The organism is Streptomyces zaehneri (genome assembly GCF_032248645.1).
GTDB classification, from domain to species: Bacteria; Actinomycetota; Actinomycetes; order Streptomycetales; family Streptomycetaceae; genus Streptomyces; species Streptomyces coriariae.
In genome coordinates this window covers 202257-218355 of the sequence record NZ_JASTTJ010000010.1, presented here as the reverse complement: position 1 = coordinate 218355, position 16099 = coordinate 202257, and the positions used below count along the sequence as shown (strand labels likewise).

General features: G+C 72.4%; 13 protein-coding genes. 3 read left to right on the top strand and 10 right to left on the bottom strand.

What is annotated here, in order from left to right; translation table 11 throughout:
- The first annotated feature begins 111 nt into the window (after positions 1-111).
- Positions 112-2256, top strand: coding sequence for an MMPL family transporter (locus QQM72_RS19085; RefSeq protein WP_314222061.1), 2145 nt, complete (start codon positions 112-114; stop codon positions 2254-2256).
- Between the two features lie 42 nt (positions 2257-2298).
- The gene (gene argG / locus QQM72_RS19080; protein WP_314222060.1) at positions 2299-3753 is read left to right on the top strand and encodes an argininosuccinate synthase; all 1455 of its coding nucleotides are present in this window, start codon (positions 2299-2301) and stop codon (positions 3751-3753) included.
- Between the two features lie 86 nt (positions 3754-3839).
- Here the strand turns inward: argG and QQM72_RS19075 are convergent, their stop codons facing one another.
- Positions 3840-5267, bottom strand: a complete 1428-nt coding sequence (locus QQM72_RS19075; RefSeq protein ID WP_314222059.1) for an RsmB/NOP family class I SAM-dependent RNA methyltransferase — start codon at positions 5265-5267, stop codon at positions 3840-3842.
- Positions 5268-5424: 157 nt separating this feature from the next.
- Positions 5425-6357, bottom strand: a complete 933-nt coding sequence (fmt, locus tag QQM72_RS19070) for a methionyl-tRNA formyltransferase (protein WP_314222058.1) — start codon at positions 6355-6357, stop codon at positions 5425-5427.
- Between the two features lie 223 nt (positions 6358-6580).
- Here fmt and QQM72_RS19065 point away from each other — a divergent pair, with 223 nt between their 5' ends.
- Positions 6581-7198, top strand: coding sequence for a hypothetical protein (locus QQM72_RS19065; RefSeq protein ID WP_314222057.1), 618 nt, complete (start codon positions 6581-6583; stop codon positions 7196-7198).
- Positions 7199-7361: 163 nt separating this feature from the next.
- Here the strand turns inward: QQM72_RS19065 and QQM72_RS19060 are convergent, their stop codons facing one another.
- The 8 genes from QQM72_RS19060 to QQM72_RS19025 all read right to left on the bottom strand — a co-directional run bounded on the left by QQM72_RS19060 (position 7362) and on the right by QQM72_RS19025 (position 16046).
- The gene (locus QQM72_RS19060) at positions 7362-9521 is read right to left on the bottom strand and encodes a primosomal protein N' (protein ID WP_314222056.1); all 2160 of its coding nucleotides are present in this window, start codon (positions 9519-9521) and stop codon (positions 7362-7364) included.
- Positions 9522-9744: 223 nt separating this feature from the next.
- Positions 9745-10953 (bottom strand): methionine adenosyltransferase, encoded by a 1209-nt coding sequence (metK, locus tag QQM72_RS19055; protein ID WP_020128869.1) that lies wholly within the window; start codon positions 10951-10953, stop codon positions 9745-9747.
- Positions 10954-11193: 240 nt separating this feature from the next.
- Complete coding sequence (coaBC, locus tag QQM72_RS19050; protein WP_314222055.1) at positions 11194-12396, bottom strand: bifunctional phosphopantothenoylcysteine decarboxylase/phosphopantothenate--cysteine ligase CoaBC; 1203 nt, start codon at positions 12394-12396, stop codon at positions 11194-11196.
- A 122-nt stretch (positions 12397-12518) separates the two neighbouring features.
- Positions 12519-12791, bottom strand: a complete 273-nt coding sequence (gene rpoZ, locus QQM72_RS19045) for a DNA-directed RNA polymerase subunit omega (RefSeq protein ID WP_003988945.1) — start codon at positions 12789-12791, stop codon at positions 12519-12521.
- A gap of 52 nt (positions 12792-12843) precedes the next feature.
- On the bottom strand, positions 12844-13437 hold the full coding sequence (gene gmk / locus QQM72_RS19040) for a guanylate kinase (protein WP_314222054.1): 594 nt from the start codon (positions 13435-13437) through the stop codon (positions 12844-12846).
- Positions 13438-13497: 60 nt separating this feature from the next.
- Positions 13498-13821, bottom strand: a complete 324-nt coding sequence (locus tag QQM72_RS19035; RefSeq protein ID WP_003977346.1) for an integration host factor — start codon at positions 13819-13821, stop codon at positions 13498-13500.
- A 279-nt stretch (positions 13822-14100) separates the two neighbouring features.
- The gene (gene pyrF, locus QQM72_RS19030; RefSeq protein WP_314222053.1) at positions 14101-14943 is read right to left on the bottom strand and encodes an orotidine-5'-phosphate decarboxylase; all 843 of its coding nucleotides are present in this window, start codon (positions 14941-14943) and stop codon (positions 14101-14103) included.
- Entirely contained in the window at positions 14940-16046 is a 1107-nt protein-coding gene (locus tag QQM72_RS19025; RefSeq protein WP_314222052.1) for a quinone-dependent dihydroorotate dehydrogenase, read from the bottom strand. Before QQM72_RS19025 ends, pyrF begins: the two co-directional genes overlap by 4 nt.
- Between the last annotated feature and the right edge of the window lie 53 nt (positions 16047-16099).

Genomic DNA, 16099 nt, shown 5'->3' with positions numbered 1-16099 from the left:
GGGAGCGTGGTTCGTCGCCCGCGGACCGGCTGCGACTGATCGCGCGGCTCCCCGCGCCCTCTGCGGGAGGCGGCCGCACACGACGGCGACAGAACGGCTCGGAGGGTAGGCATGGCCGAGAATCGCGGTGTCGCGCACCTGGTCTGCGGGCGGCGCGCCAAGTGGCTGGTGCTGGCGTTGTGGCTGGTGCTGCTGTTCCTGACGGCGCCCTTCGCCCAGAAGCTCACCGACGCCCAGGACAACGACGCGGCCTCCTGGCTGCCGGGGTCGGCGGAGTCCACCCAGGTGCTGGAGATCTCGCAGGACTTCAGGCCCGAGCAGATCCCGGCGGTCGTCGTCTACGCCCGCGACGCGGGCCTGACGGCCGAGGACCGGGCGCAGATCACCGAGGACGCGGCGCAGCTCAGGCAGCTCACCGACCACGGCATCCGCGGCGCCGAGACCCGCGGCCCGGTCTACGACCGCCCGGCCGACCCGCGCGCCGCCCAGATCTACGTGCCGATCACCATGGACGAGCAGGGCTGGGAGCGCATCGGGCCGGCCGTCGACTCGATCCGTGACGTCGTCGGCGACGGCGGCGCCGGTCTGGCAGTGCACATCACCGGACCCGGCGGCACCTCCGCGGACTTCTCCGAGGCCTTCGAGGGCATCGACTCGACCCTGCTGCTGGCGGCGATGGGGGTGGTCGTCGTCATGCTCCTGATCACCTACCGCAGCCCCACCCTCCTCGTCGTCCCGGTGCTCGCCGTGGTCGCCGCCCTGTTCACCGCGCAGGCGCTGATCTACTTCCTGGCCGAGTACGCGGGCCTGACGGTGAACGGTCAGAGCGCCGGCATCCTCACGGTGCTCGTGTTCGGCGCGGGCACCGACTACGCCCTGCTGCTGGTGGCCCGCTACCGGGAGGAGCTGCGCCGGCACGAGGACCGGCACGAGGCGATGGCCCTGGCGCTGCACCGCGCGGGCCCCGCCGTCCTGGCGTCCGGCGCCACGGTCGTCCTGAGCATGCTGATGCTGCTGGCCGCCGAGATGAACTCCACCCGCGGGCTGGGCCCGGTCGCGGCCATCGGCGTGGCGGTCGCGCTGCTGGCGATGATGACCCTCTTCCCCGCCCTGCTGGTGATCTGCGGCCGCTGGATCTTCTGGCCGGCGATCCCGCACTTCGGCTCCCCGGACCCGACCGCGCACGGCGTCTGGGCCCGCACGGGCAGTGGCATCGCCCGCCGCCCGCGCATGGTCTGGGCCGTGACGGCGCTGGTCCTGGCGGTCTGCTCGCTCGGCCTGATCCAGCTGCGCGCCGAGGGCATCGGCAACGCGGACGCGTTCACCGGCAAACCGGACTCGATCACGGGCCAGGAGGTGTCGGCGAAGTACTTCCCGGCGGGCAGCGGCGACCCGCTCGTCGTCATCGCCGACCAGGCCCGCGCCGGGCAGGTCAAACGCGCGGTCGCGGGGACGGAGGGCGTGGTGCCGACGTCCCTCGGCCTGCCGCCGGGCACCAAACCCGTCCACGACGGCCAGGTGCTGTTCGAGGCGACGATGACCGACCCGGCCGACAGCGAGGCCGCCAAGCAGACCGTGGAACGGGTCCGGGACGCCGTGCACGAGATACCCGACGCCGACGCCCAGGTGGGCGGCGGTACGGCGGCGCTGCTCGACATGGACAAGGCGACCACCCACGACAACCTGCTGATCATCCCGCTGGTCCTGGCCGTGGTCCTGCTCATCCTCGGCGCCCTGCTGCGCTCCGTGATCGCCCCGCTGCTGCTGGTCGGGACGGTGATCCTGTCCTTCGCGGCGGCCCTCGGCCTCAGCGCGCTGGCGTTCCGCCATCTCTTCGACTACGCGGGCGAGTCGACGGACTTCCCGCTGTTCGTCTTCGTGTTCCTGGTGGCCCTGGGCATCGACTACAACATCTTCCTGACCACCCGGATCCGCGAGGAGGCCGCACGCCAGGGCACCCGGCAGGGCGTGGTGACGGGTCTGGCGGCCACCGGCTCGGTGATCACCTCGGCGGGCCTGGTCCTGGCCGGCACCTTCGCGGCCCTCGCCACCCTTCCCATGGTCGCCTTCGCGGAGATCGGCTTCGCGGTGGCCCTGGGCGTCCTCCTGGACACCTTCATCGTGCGGTCGGTGCTCGTCACCTCGCTGTTCCTGGACATCGGACCGAAGATCTGGTGGCCGCACCGGCTGGCCCGGGAAAGCCGCCCGACCCTCTCGAAGGAACCCGCGCAGCCGGCCGAGAGCACCGAGACCTGAGAGCCCTTTGCATGACCATGCGAGTTCATGCATAATCTTCCTATGTCCAAGGTCCTCACCTCCCTTCCCGCCGGCGAGCGCGTCGGCATCGCCTTCTCCGGCGGGCTCGACACCTCGGTCGCGGTCGCGTGGATGCGCGACAAGGGTGCCGTCCCGTGCACCTACACCGCCGACATCGGCCAGTACGACGAGCCCGACATCGCCTCGGTGCCCGGCCGCGCGAAGACCTACGGCGCCGAGATCGCGCGCCTGGTCGACTGCCGCGCCGCACTGGTCGAGGAGGGCCTGGCCGCACTCACCTGCGGGGCGTTCCACATCCGCTCGGGCGGGCGCGCCTACTTCAACACCACGCCCCTCGGCCGTGCCGTCACCGGCACCCTCCTGGTCCGGGCGATGCTCGAGGACGACGTCCAGATCTGGGGCGACGGCTCGACCTTCAAGGGCAACGACATCGAGCGGTTCTACCGCTACGGCCTGCTGGCCAACCCTCACCTGCGGATCTACAAGCCCTGGCTGGACGCGGACTTCGTGACCGAGCTCGGCGGCCGCAAGGAAATGTCGGAGTGGCTCGTCGCCCACGACCTGCCCTACCGGGACAGCACGGAGAAGGCGTACTCCACCGACGCCAACATCTGGGGCGCCACCCACGAGGCCAAGACACTGGAGCACCTGGACACCGGCGTCGAGACCGTCGAGCCCATCATGGGCGTGCGGTTCTGGGACCCGTCGGTCGAGATCGCCACCGAGGACGTGACGATCGGCTTCGACCAGGGCCGCCCCGTGACGATCGACGGCAAGGAGTTCGCCTCCCCCGTCGATCTGGTGATGGAGGCCAACGCCATCGGCGGCCGCCACGGCATGGGCATGTCGGACCAGATCGAGAACCGCATCATCGAGGCCAAGAGCCGCGGCATCTACGAGGCGCCCGGCATGGCCCTGCTGCACGCCGCCTACGAGCGTCTGGTCAACGCGATCCACAACGAGGACACCCTCGCCCAGTACTACAACGAGGGACGGCGCCTCGGCCGGCTGATGTACGAGGGCCGCTGGCTGGACCCGCAGGCCCTGATGGTGCGCGAGTCGCTCCAGCGCTGGGTCGGCGCGGCCGTCACCGGCGAGGTGACGCTGCGACTGCGGCGCGGTGAGGACTACTCGATCCTCAACACCGTCGGCCCGGCCTTCAGCTACCACCCGGACAAGCTGTCCATGGAGCGCACCGAGGACTCCGCGTTCGGCCCGGTGGACCGGATCGGCCAGCTCACCATGCGCAACCTCGACATCGCCGACTCGCGCGCCAAGCTGGAGCAGTACGCGACGCTCGGTCTGATCGGCACCGGCAGCCCCGCCATCGGCGCCGACCAGGCGGCCGCGACCGGTCTCATCGGCACCATGACGGAGCTGCCGGAGGGCGGCGCCGAGGCCATCGCCTCCCGCGGCGAGGTGTCCGACGACGACCAGCTGCTGGACCGCGCCGCGATGGAGTTCGGCACGGACTGACCCCCCGGGGCACCCGCCCGTGCAGAAGGCCGGCCCCACGCCGTGGACGTGGGGCCGGCCTTCTCGCGTCTGCGTGCGCGCGGGCCTCAGCCCGTCTTCCTGATCAACGCCAGGTACATGGCGTCGGTCCCGTGCAGATGCGGCCAGAGCTGGACGTCGGGCCCGTCACCCAGCCCCGGTACGCCCGGCAGCAGCGGCCGCGCGTCGATCAGCTCGGCCTCCGGGTACTGCTTGAGGACGTCGGAGACGACCGACCGGGTCTCGGCGAGGTGCGGCGAACAGGTGGCGTACCCGACGACGCCCCCGACCCGCACGGAATCCAGCGCGGTCCGCAGCAGCCCGCGCTGGAGCGGCCCGAACCCGTCGAGATCCTCCGGCCTGCGCCGCCAGCGTGCCTCGGGCCGCCGCCGCAGGGCGCCGAGGCCGGTGCACGGCACGTCCATCAGCACCCGGTCGAAGGAACCGGGCCGCCACGGCGGCCGGGTCCCGTCGGCGGCGATGACCTGGTAGGGCCCGGGGTTGCCGGCGAGCGCCTTGGCGACGAGCCCGGCGCGGTGCGGCTGCTTCTCGGAGGCGAGCAGCGCGGCCCCCCGCTCGGCGGCGAGGGCGGCGAGCAACGCCGCCTTGCCACCGGGTCCGGCACACCCGTCCAGCCACAACGCGTCGGACCCGTCGAGCGGCACGTTGGCCAGCGCGAGCGCCACCAGCTGGCTGCCCTCGTCCTGCACACCCGCCCGCCCGTCCCGTACGGCGTCGATGGCCCCGGGCTCACCGCCCTCGGTGAGCCGCACGGCGTACGGCGACCAGCGCCCGGCGACCGAGGCCTCCTCCCGGAGCAGCTCCTCGGTGGTGGCCCGCCCGGGCCGGGCCACGAGCGTGACCTCGGGCCGCTCGTTGTCCGCCGCCAGCAGTTCCTCGATGCCGGCCCGCCCGCCGCCGAGGGAGTCCCACAGCGCGGAGACCACCCAGCGCGGGTGCGAGTGCACGACCGCGAGGTGGTCCTCGGGATCGTCGTCGTAGGGCGGCGCGACCTTGTCGAGCCACTCGTCGAGATCGTGCGCCGCGACCTTGCGCAGCACGGCGTTGACGAACTTGGCGCGTCCGTCGCCGAGCACGACCCGGGCGAGGTCCACGGAGGCGGACACGGCCGCATGGGTCGGAATACGTGTCCCGAGCAGCTGGTGCACGCCGAGACTCAGCACGTCGAGGACCGGCGGGTCGACCTCGCGCAGCGGCCGGTCGACACACGCGGAGATGACGGCGTCGTACGTTCCCTGCCGGCGCAGCGTCCCGTAGACCAGCTCGGTGGCGAGGGCCGCGTCCCGTGCGTCGAACTTGTCGGGTCCCTCCTTCTCGCGCGCCTTGCGCAGCAGCGGCGGCAGCACGAGGTTGGCGTACGCGTCCCGCTCGTCCACGGCCCGCAGCGCCTCGAAGGCGAGCATGCGGACGGGGTCCTTCTGAGGACGGCGGTAGGGCTTGCCCGGCTTGCGGGAACGGTGGGGCTGGTCGCTCACGAAAAGGTGCTCCGGATTGCAGAAGAGAAGAAGGAAAAGGCGGAATGGCGGAAAGGTGCGTCCAGCGTACGTCGGTGGTACGCCGGGCGGACTTGCCGACCGGGGCCCGCGGACCGGGGGCGGGGCTCACGGACCGGACGGGGCCTGTGCAGGAGCGTTACGCCCCGACGGCCTCCCCGTCCACGATCCGGGCGCCCCGGGCCCAGTCGGCGGCCCGCATCGGCTTCTTGCCCTGCGCCTGCACCCACAGCAGCTCGACCGCGTACGAGCCGGTGCCGACGTGCACGCTGTTCTTGCCGACGACAAGCGTGCCCGGGGCGAGATCGGTCCGCTCGGGAACCGGCTGGACCTGGATGAGCTTGAGCCGCTCCCCGCGGAAGGTGGTCCAGGCGCCGGGGGCGGGGGTGCAGCCGCGCACCACTCGGTCGACCCGCAGCGCCGGGGTGGCCCAGTCGACCTGGGCGTCCTCGACGGTGATCTTCGGCGCGAGGGTGATCCCCTCACCCGGCTGCGGAACGGCCTTCAGCGTGCCGTCCTCGATCCCGTCCATGGTCGCGGCGAGCAGCCCGCTGCCGGCGAAGGCCAGCCGGGTGAGCAGGTCACCGCTGGTGTCGGTGGGCCGGATCTCCTCGGTGACCGTCCCGTAGACCGGCCCCGAGTCGAGTCCCTCCTCGATGAGGAAGGTGGAGGCGCCGGTGATCTCGTCCCCCGCCATCACGGCGTGCTGCACGGGAGCGGCCCCGCGCCAGGCCGGCAGCAGCGAGAAGTGCAGGTTGACCCAGCCATGAGCCGGGATGTCCAGCGCCACCCTGGGCAGCAGGGCCCCGTAGGCCACGACGGGACAGCAGTCGGGCGCGATCTCCCGCAGCCGCTCCAGGAACTCCGGGTCGCGCGGCTTGGCGGGCCTCAGCACCTCGATACCCGCCTCCTCGGCGCGCTGGGCGACGGGAGAGGCGATCAGCCTGCGCCCCCGTCCGGCCGGCGCGTCGGGCCGCGTGACGACGGCGGCCACCTCGTGCCGCCCGGAGGCGATCAGAGCGTCCAGGGCGGGAACGGCGACCTCGGGGGTACCGGCGAAGACGAGCTTCATGAGTGGGCGGGGCCTCTCGGGCGGGACGGACGACGGGCGACGCACAAGTTTATGACGCCGGCCGGGCAGGCCGCCGACGGGCGGGAAGCCCCACGAGTCGCGCCCCACGGGGGGCGTACGCATATGCCCATACGCCCCCACACCGTGACCAGCGGCACGAACCCGCGTTGGTCAAGAAAGAGTTGACCACACCTTCTTCAACGCCGGTTCGAGAGGCTTGTTCATGGCCGACCATGCAACCCACGACGCCCAGGCCCGGGCCAGCCTGCACTTGCTGGTGCGGGACATCGAGCGCGTCCGACGGCAGGTGGACGCACTGCGCACCCTCACCGCCCAGCTGGGCAACGTCTACCGCCCCCGCCGCTCCGGCCCGTCCACGGGCTTCGTCGTCTACGGGCGGGCCCCCGCCCCCACGGTCCGCCTCGCCCAGGAGCTGCGGGACAGCGTCGAGACCCTGGTCACCGCGGCGGTGGACTTCGACCGTTCGCTCGGCTTCTCGTGGGACGCGGTGGGCTCCGCCCTCGGGGTCACCAAGCAGGCCGTACACCGCCGCTACGGCGCCCGCCGGGCCGCGGCCCAGGCCGCCACCGCCGAGGCCGAGCGACCCGCCGAGCCCACCGTCGCCCGCACGGTCACCGTGAACACGGGCATCCCGACGGTTCCCACGGTGCCCGCCGCCCGCTCGATGCCGACCCAGCCGACGGCCGGCAGCCCGGCCCTGCGCGACACCGGGGCCCCGGCCCTGCGCGAGGCGGGAGCCCCCACCCTGCGCGACGTCGGCAGCCCGGCCCTGCGCGACGAGGCGAGGCCGACCGCCTTCCCCGGCCCGCGGAACGGTTGACGCACCGCATCCCGCATCGAGCACCTCCACCCTGTCTTCTCCTCACCCTCCCCACCCTGCCCTCTCGGCCCACGCCCGAGAGGGCAGTCGCACGCCCGGCCCTCCCTCACCGCACTCCCACCGCGCGTCCCCACCGCGCCCGGCGCCGACTCCGCGTCGTCCCTCAGCCGATGTCCGGGGGATCGATCCGCACCCGCACGGCCTCCTCGCCGCCCCGCGCCATCCGAGCCGCCTGCGCGGTCTTCAGCGCGGCAGCCAGCGCGGCGCCCCTCCCGGGCGGCACCCGGAGCAGCGCCCGCTCCCACTCCTCCCCTGGGGGGGGCGCCCCCGGCCGCCGAGGCCGCCCCGCCGGGCCCGCCGGCACCGGAACCGGAACCGGCCCCAGCAGCTCCGCCTCCGGCGGCAGTTCGACGGCCTCCAGGAACGCGGTCAGGGCCTGCGCCGTCCCCGACACCGCAGCCATCCGCGACACCGGCGGAAAGCCCAGCTCGGCCCGCTCGGAGAGCTCCCGCACCGCGTGCCCCACCGGATCCCATCGCACCAGCGCCTGGACGGGCCGCAGGGTCGGCTCGGCGACGACGACCACGGTTCCCCCCTCCCCCGACGGCCGTACGAGCGCGGCGGCCGCGATCCAGCGGCGCAGCGCGTCCTCCCCGGCCCTCAGGTCGGGCCGCCCGAGCATGGCCCAGCCGTCCAGCAGCAGGGCGGCCGCGTACCCTCCCTCGGCGACCGGCTCGGCCCCGGGCGTGGACACCACGAGCGCGGGCGCCCCCGGCACGGTGTCCAGCACCTGCTCGCGGCCCGACGTCCGCACCGGCACGGCGGGAAACGCCCGCCCCAGCTCCTCGGCGGTCCGCCGGGCCCCCACGACCTGTGCCCGCAAGCGGAACGAACCGCACTCGGGACAGTGCCAGGCGCTCTCCTCACGCCCGCACCACCCGCACCACACCGCACCCCCGTCCCGCGCCTCCAACGGCCCGGAGCAGTGCCGGCACCGGGCGGCGGTCCGGCACTGCGCACACGCCATCCGCGGCACGTAGCCCCGCCGGGGCACCTGGACGAGCACCGGCCCGTGCCGCAGCCCCTCCCGGGCCGCCTGCCAGGCGAGGGTGGGCAGCCGGGCGGCCCGAGCGGCCTCGTCCCGCGCGAGATCCTGGTCGCCCACGGTGCGCACCAGCGGAGCGCTGTGCCGGACCTGCTCCCGTGCGGCGATCAACGGCCGCGCCCACCCGCTCTCGACGAGCTGCGCGCCCTCCACGGTGCAGCTCCAACCACCCATCAGAAAACCGCACTTGTCCTGCGCGGCCCGCAGCAGCAGCACCTCGCGCGCATGGGGCTGCGGCGCGTGCTGCTCGCTGTGGCTGTCGTCACCGTCGTCCCAGAGCGCGACCAGACCGAGGTTCCGGACCGGCGCGAACATCGCGGCACGCGTCCCGACGACCGCCCGCACGGAACCCCGCCGCACGGCGAGCCACTCCCGATACCGCTTCTCGGGCCCGGCGTCCGCGGTGAGCAGCGCGTGCCGTCCCTCCCCCAACAACGCCGTCAACGCGGCGTCGACCCGTGCGGCGGCCCGTCCGTCGGGCACGACGACCAGGGCCCCGCGCCCCGAGGCGAGCGTCGCGGCGACGGCCCGTGCCAGCTCCTCGCTCCACTCGGGGCCGGGCAGCGCGTTCCACACCGCCCTGGGCGCGCCCCCGGACGCCAGCGACTCGACGAACGCGCCCCCGCGCTCGTACCGCCCCCAGGACCCGGCCTCCGGCGGCGTCGGCGGCGGCAGCGGCGCCGGGGAGGGGCGCTGCTCGGCGCGCGCGTTACGTGGCGGCACGGCCAGCTGGAGGACGTCGGCCAGGCTTCCCGCGTACCGGTCGGCGACGGCCCGCGCCAGTCCCAGCAGCTCCTCGCTCAGCACCGGCTCGGGCGACACCACCTGGGCGAGCGCCGCGAGCGGCCCGGAGTAGTCCGACGCGGCGAGCCGCTCGACGAGGAACCCGTCGATGAGCCCCCCGCCCTCGCGCCGCCCTTCCCGCACCCGACCGCGCCCGGCCCCGAACCGCACCCGTACCCGCACCCCCGGCTGGGCGTCGGCGTCCAGCTCGGCCGGTACCGCGTAGTCGAAGTACCGGTCCAGATGCAGCACACCCTTGTCGACGAGCACCCGCGCGACCGGCAGCTCCTCGGCCAGCGCGGCCCCCCGCCAGGTCCGGGGCTTGGCCCGGGGCGCCTTGGCCCGCCGCACGCGCTCCCGGATCAGCGCGAGCTGCTCGGGCGGCGCGCCCTCCCCGGCCGCACCGCCGTCCCCCTGCCCGTTCTCGCTGCTCACGCTTGCATTCTTACCAAACGCCACTGACAACGGTCCTTCCGCAGAGGCCCTGTTCCCCCTCCGGCGCCGCAGGAGGTCGGACGGGGCCCATGACCGATCAGGACGTTGCCCGGAAGCTGCCCGGAAGCTGCCCGCCGTCGGCTACCCGCGGCGGTGACCCTCGCAAACGCCGAGGCCCGGCCTCCCCGAGGAGGCCGGGCCCACGCGTCGTGCCGGGGAGGACCTACAGTCCCGCGGCCTTGCGCAGCGCGTCCACGCGGTCCGTGCGCTCCCACGTGAAGTCGGGCAGCTCACGGCCGAAGTGGCCGTACGCGGCGGTCTGGGCGTAGATCGGACGCAGCAGGTCGAGGTCGCGGATGATCGCGGCCGGGCGGAGGTCGAAGACCTCGTCGATGGCCTTCTCGATCTTCTCGGCGTCGACCTTGGCGGTGCCGAAGGTCTCCACGAAGAGACCGACCGGCTCGGCCTTGCCGATCGCGTAGGCGACCTGGACCTCGCAGCGCGCGGCGAGACCCGCGGCCACCACGTTCTTCGCGACCCAGCGCATCGCGTACGCCGCGGAGCGGTCGACCTTGGACGGGTCCTTGCCCGAGAAGGCGCCGCCACCGTGCCGGGCGAACCCGCCGTAGGTGTCGATGATGATCTTGCGGCCGGTGAGGCCGGCGTCGCCCATCGGGCCGCCGATCTCGAAGCGGCCGGTCGGGTTGACCAGCAGGCGGTAGTTCTCCGTGTCGAGCTTGATGCCCTCGTCCAGGAGCGCCTTCAGCTCCGGCTCCACCACGAACTCGCGGATGTCCGGGGCCAGCAGGGAGTCCAGGTCGATGTCGCTCGCGTGCTGCGAGGAGACGACGACCGTGTCGAGACGGAGGGCCTTGTCGCCGTCGTACTCGATGGTGACCTGGGTCTTGCCGTCGGGGCGCAGGTAGGGGATGGTCCCGTTCTTGCGGACGTCCGACAGGCGCTTCGAGAGCCGGTGCGCCAGGAAGATCGGCAGCGGCATCAGGGTCGGCGTCTCGTCCGACGCGTAGCCGAACATCAGGCCCTGGTCGCCGGCGCCCTGGCGGTCCAGCTCGTCCTCGTCGCCCTCGACGCGGTTCTCGTACGCCGTGTCGACACCCTGGGCGATGTCCGGGGACTGCGCGCCGATGGACACCGAGACACCGCAGGAGGCGCCGTCGAAGCCCTTCTTCGAGGAGTCGTAGCCGATCTCGAGGATCTTGTCGCGCACGAGCTGGGGGATCGGCGCGTAGGCCTTGGTGGTGACCTCGCCGGCCACATGCACCAGACCGGTCGTGATCAGGGTCTCGACGGCGACCCGGGAGGCCGGGTCCTCGCGCAGCAGGGCATCGAGAATGGTGTCGCTGATCTGGTCAGCGATCTTGTCGGGGTGACCCTCGGTCACAGACTCCGAGGTGAACAGGCGACGGGACACAACGCTCCCTGGGGTTGCAGCGGCTGCTGGCTGATCATTGGCGGACGCGACAGGAGCTGCGCCCGGCGTCGTCCGAGAACAGTTTATCGGTCGTGCCCCTCCACCGGGCCACCCGTCTCGCCTCTCGGGAGCGCTGTGACCTGCGGCACGGGCATTCTGCCGAATGCCGTGCACCGTTGGCCAGGGGCGCCACACCCGAATCGACCGAGCGGGAAGACGACGGGGAACCGCATCAAACAGTCAGCCCAGCCGCCGCGTCACCAGGTCCCACACGGTTTCGGCCAGGGCCTCCTTGGGCCCGTACGGCACTGGGGTTTCGCTGCCGTCGGCGCCCAGCACGACCGCTTCGTTCTCCTCGGAGCCGAAGGTCTTGCGCTCCCCCACCTCGTTCACCACCAGCAGATCGCAGCCCTTGCGCCGGAGCTTCGACCGGCCGTTGGCCAGGACGTCGTCGGTCTCCGCCGCGAAGCCGACAACCACCTGGTTGGAGCGCGCCCGGTCGGCGGAGACCTCCGCGAGGATGTCCGGATTACGCACGAGAACGATGGGGTCCGGTTCCCGGCCGTCCTGCTTCTTGATCTTTCCGGACGCGTACGTCTCCGGGCGGAAATCGGCCACCGCGGCCGCCATGACGACCGCGTCGGCGTCCGCGGCCGCCTTCAGTACCGCCTCGCGCAGCTGCACGGCCGTGCCGACCTGGACGACGTCGACCCCGGCCGGGTCGGGCAGGCCGGTGTTCGCCGCGATCAGCGTGACGCGGGCGCCACGGGCGGCGGCGGTGCGGGCGAGGGCGTAGCCCTGCTTGCCGGAGGAGCGGTTGCCGAGGAAGCGGACCGGGTCGAGGGGCTCGCGGGTGCCGCCGGCGCTGACCACGACATGCCGGCCGGCGAGGTCGGGTTCGCGCACTCCCCTGGCCAGGATCCGGCGGCAGACCTCGAAGATCTCGGCCGGGTCGGGCAGCCGCCCCTTGCCGGTGTCGACGCCGGTGAGCCGGCCGACGGCCGGCTCGATGACGACGGCGCCCCGGCGGCGCAGTGTCGCCACGTTCTCCTGGGTGGCGGGGTGTTCCCACATCTCGGTGTGCATCGCGGGGGCGAAGACGACCGGACAGCGGGCCGTCAGGAGGGTGTTGGTGAGGAGGTCGTCGGCGAGGCCGTGGGCGGCCTTGGCGAGCATGTCCGCGGTGGCCGGGGCGACGACCACCAGGTCGGCCTGCTGGCCGATGCGGACGTGCGGGACCTCGTGGACGTCGTCCCAGACCTCCGTGGAGACGGGGTGACCGGAGAGGGCGGACCAGGTGGCGGCGCCGACGAAGTGCAGCGCCGAGGCGGTGGGCACCACCCGCACGTCATGGCCCGACTCGGTCAGCCTGCGCAGCAGCTCGCAGGCCTTGTAGGCGGCGATGCCCCCACTGACCCCCAGAACGACCTTCTGCTTGTCCACCGTCTCTCCCCGGACCTCGGAAAACGTACGCCGCGACTCCCGGCGTACGAGTCCATGAGACACCACAGGCCCGGCAGCCGTGCTGCCGGGCCTGTGGAAAAACCCACTGTGAACCGAAAATACTACTGAGCGGGGCCCTCGACGGCCTCGGACGTCAGCAGACCGGCGTTGATCTCGCGGAGGGCGATCGAGAGCGGCTTCTCGTGGACGTGGGTGTCCACGAGCGGACCGACGTACTCGAGGAGGCCCTCGCCGAGCTGCGAGTAGTACGCGTTGATCTGGCGGGCCCGCTTGGCCGCGTAGATCACGAGGCTGTACTTCGAGTCGGTGGCCTCGAGGAGCTCGTCGATCGGCGGGTTGATGATGCCCTCGGGCGCGGAGATGGAAGAGGACACGCTCTACCTTCCGATGGATGGGAAAAGACCGGTCGTGATCACAGGTTCGTAATCACACAACATCGACCAAGGCTAGCAGCTCACGCGCGACGTCCTCGACGGAGGTGTTGACCAGGGTCACGTCGAACTCCGGCTCGGCCGCCAGTTCGATCTTCGCCGCCGCCAGGCGGCGCTCGATCACCTCGGGCGGTTCGGTGCCCCGCCCGGTGAGCCTGCGCACCAGTTCCTCCCAGGAGGGAGGGGCCAGGAACACCAGTCGGGCCTCGGGCATGGACTCGCGGACCTGCCGGGCACCCTGGAGGTCGATCTCCAGGAGGACCGGCTCGCCCGACTCCAGGCGCTCCAGCACCGCGGCGCGCGGAGTGCCGTAGCGGTTGCCCGCGAACTCGGCCCACTCCAGCAGCTCGCCGTTGGCGATCAGCTTGTCCATCTCCTCGTCGGTGACGAAGAAGTAGTGGACTCCGTGCTTCTCACCGGGCCGCGGCCTGCGGGTCGTCGCCGACACCGAGAGCCAGGCCTCGGGGTGTTCCTTGCGCATATGAGCGACGACCGTGCTCTTGCCGACCCCGGAGGGGCCGGAGAGCACGGTCAGCCGCGGACGTGCGTCCGGGGTTTCGGGGGTCGTCCCCCGGAGTTTTACTGCCATGCAGCGATTATTCCAGCAATCCCGGAGTGCCCGGGACTCCCTCCCCGTGGCACCCGGGAATCAGGAGCCGGTGCTGCCGAACTCACGCTCCAGGGACGCGATCTGGTTGGAACCGAGGCCGCGTACGCGGCGGCTCTCGGAGATGCCGAGTCGCTCCATGATCTGCTTGGCGCGGACCTTGCCCACGCCCGGGAGCGACTCCAGAAGGGCGGAGACCTTCATCTTGCCGATGACGTCGTTTTCCTGACCCTGCTTGATGACCTCGTGAAGCGAGGCGCCGGAGTGCTTGAGTCGATTCTTGACCTCGGCCCGCTCCCGGCGAGCCGCGGCGGCCTTTTCGAGCGCGGCTGCGCGCTGTTCGGGGGTAAGGGGCGGAAGAGCCACGCCTACGTCACCTCGGATGTCGAACTGTCGGATACGGACCGGTGAGGAACCTAGTCGCCCCACACCTGGTGAGTTACGAGCAACACGCGCTGCCCGTTCACTCTCCGTCGGAGACTAGCGGCCAACTCCGCCAGAGTCAGCGAGAACCAAGGAAAAGTCCTGGTCAGCCTCCGCCAGGCCGGACATTCAAGACATAGCGCCCCGGATTTGAGGATGTATCCAGACTCAAGTCGCCCCCGAGCCGCCCGACCGAGCCCCCGGTCGGGCGGCCGACACCCGTCAGGCGGCGTCCACGGCCGCCCTGACCTCTCGCGCGAATCGATCCACCGCGTCACGCAGAGCGACGAGGTCGGGACCGTGACGCAACACACCCCGGCTCACGTTGGGTACGACATTGCGCACCGCGGACCCGAAGACCCGTGGAAGGTCGGCCGGGGTCGCCCCCTGAGCGCCGACGCCGGGGGCGAGGAGGGGACCGTTGATGTCGAGGTCGTACGTCGAGAGGTCGCCCAGGGTGGCGCCGACGACCGCCCCGAAGGAGCCCAGCGGCTCCTCCCCCGCGTTCTCCGCGGCCAGGTGCGCCAGCATCGTCGCGCCCACGTCCCGTCCGTCGGCCCGCACCGCGTGCTGGACCTCGCCGCCCTCCGGGTTCGAGGTCAGCGCCAGCACGAACAGCCCGGCGCCGCTCTCGCGCGCCGTCGCCACCGCCGGGGAGAGCGATCCGTAACCGAGGTACGGCGACACGGTGAGGGCGTCGGAGAACAGCGGGGCGTCCTTGTGCAGGAAGGACTCGGCGTACGCGGCCATGGTCGAGCCGATGTCACCGCGCTTGGCGTCCATCACGACCAGGGCACCGGCCGCCCGGGCCTCCTGCACCGTCTTCTCCAGGACGGCGATGCCGCGTGAGCCGAACCGCTCGAAGAAGGCGCTCTGCGGCTTCAGCAGGGCGACCCGGTCGGCCGTCGCCTCGACGACCGTGCGGCTGAACCGCTCCAGGCCGGCGACATCGTCGTTCAGGCCCCAGTCGGCGAGCAGGGAGGCGTGCGGGTCGATGCCGACGCAGAGCGGGCCACGCTCGTCCATGGCCCGGCGCAGCCGCGCGCCGAAGGGCTCCAGGGTCATGCCGTCTTCCTCACGTCGGCGCCGACCGCGTCGGCGAGGGTGGCGTAGGGGCTCGTCCGCAGGCGGGCGGCCAGGCCCTTGTGGATCGCACGGCCCCAGAAGGGCCCCTCGTAGATGAAGGCGCTGTACCCCTGGACCAGCGTGGCACCGGCCAGGATGCGCTGCCAGGCGTCCTCGGCGTCCTCCACGCCGCCGACGCCCACCAGGGTGACGCGGTCGCCCACGCGCGCGTAGAGGCGGCGCAGCACCTCCAGGGAGCGTGCCTTGAGGGGCGCCCCGGACAGTCCTCCGGTCTCCTTCACCAGCGAGGGGTCGGAGATCAGCCCGAGGCCCTCGCGCGCGATGGTGGTGTTGGTGGCGATGATCCCGTCCAGGCCGAGTTCCACGGCCAGGTCGGCGACCGCGTCGACGTCCTCGTCGGCCAGGTCCGGGGCGATCTTGACCAGCAGCGGGACCCGCCGCGAGGTCACCACCCGGTCGGCGGCCTCACGGACGGCGCTCAGCAGCGGCCGGAGCGCCTCGGTGGCCTGGAGGTTGCGCAGCCCCGGGGTGTTCGGCGAGGACACGTTGACGACCAGGTAGTCGGCGTACGGCGCGAGCCGCTCGGTCGACTTCACGTAGTCGCCGACGGCCTCCTCCTCCGGTACGACCTTGGTCTTGCCGATGTTGACGCCCACCACGGGCTTGAAGACGGGCGTACGGGAGGCCAGGCGCGCGGCGACGGCCAGCGAGCCCTCGTTGTTGAAGCCCATGCGGTTGATGAGCCCCCGGTCCTTCACGAGCCGGAACAGCCGCTGGGCGGGGTTGCCGGGCTGCGGCTCACCGGTGACCGTGCCGATCTCGACGTGGTCGAAGCCCAGCATCGACATCCCGTCGATCGCGACGGCGTTCTTGTCGAAGCCGGCGGCGAGTCCGAAGGGGCCGTGCATGCGCAGCCCGAAGGCCTCGGTGCGCAGTTCCTCGTACCGCGGGGCCAGGGCGGCCGCGACGAACGTGCGCAGCACCGGGATCCGCACGGCGAGCCGGATCCAGCGGAAGGCCAGGTGGTGGGCGCGCTCGGGGTCCATCCGCTGGAAGACCAGCCGGAAGAATTGCCTGTACATGATCATGTCCTCCAAGGAGCCTCGCGAAGAGGTGTCATGAAGAGGGGGACACC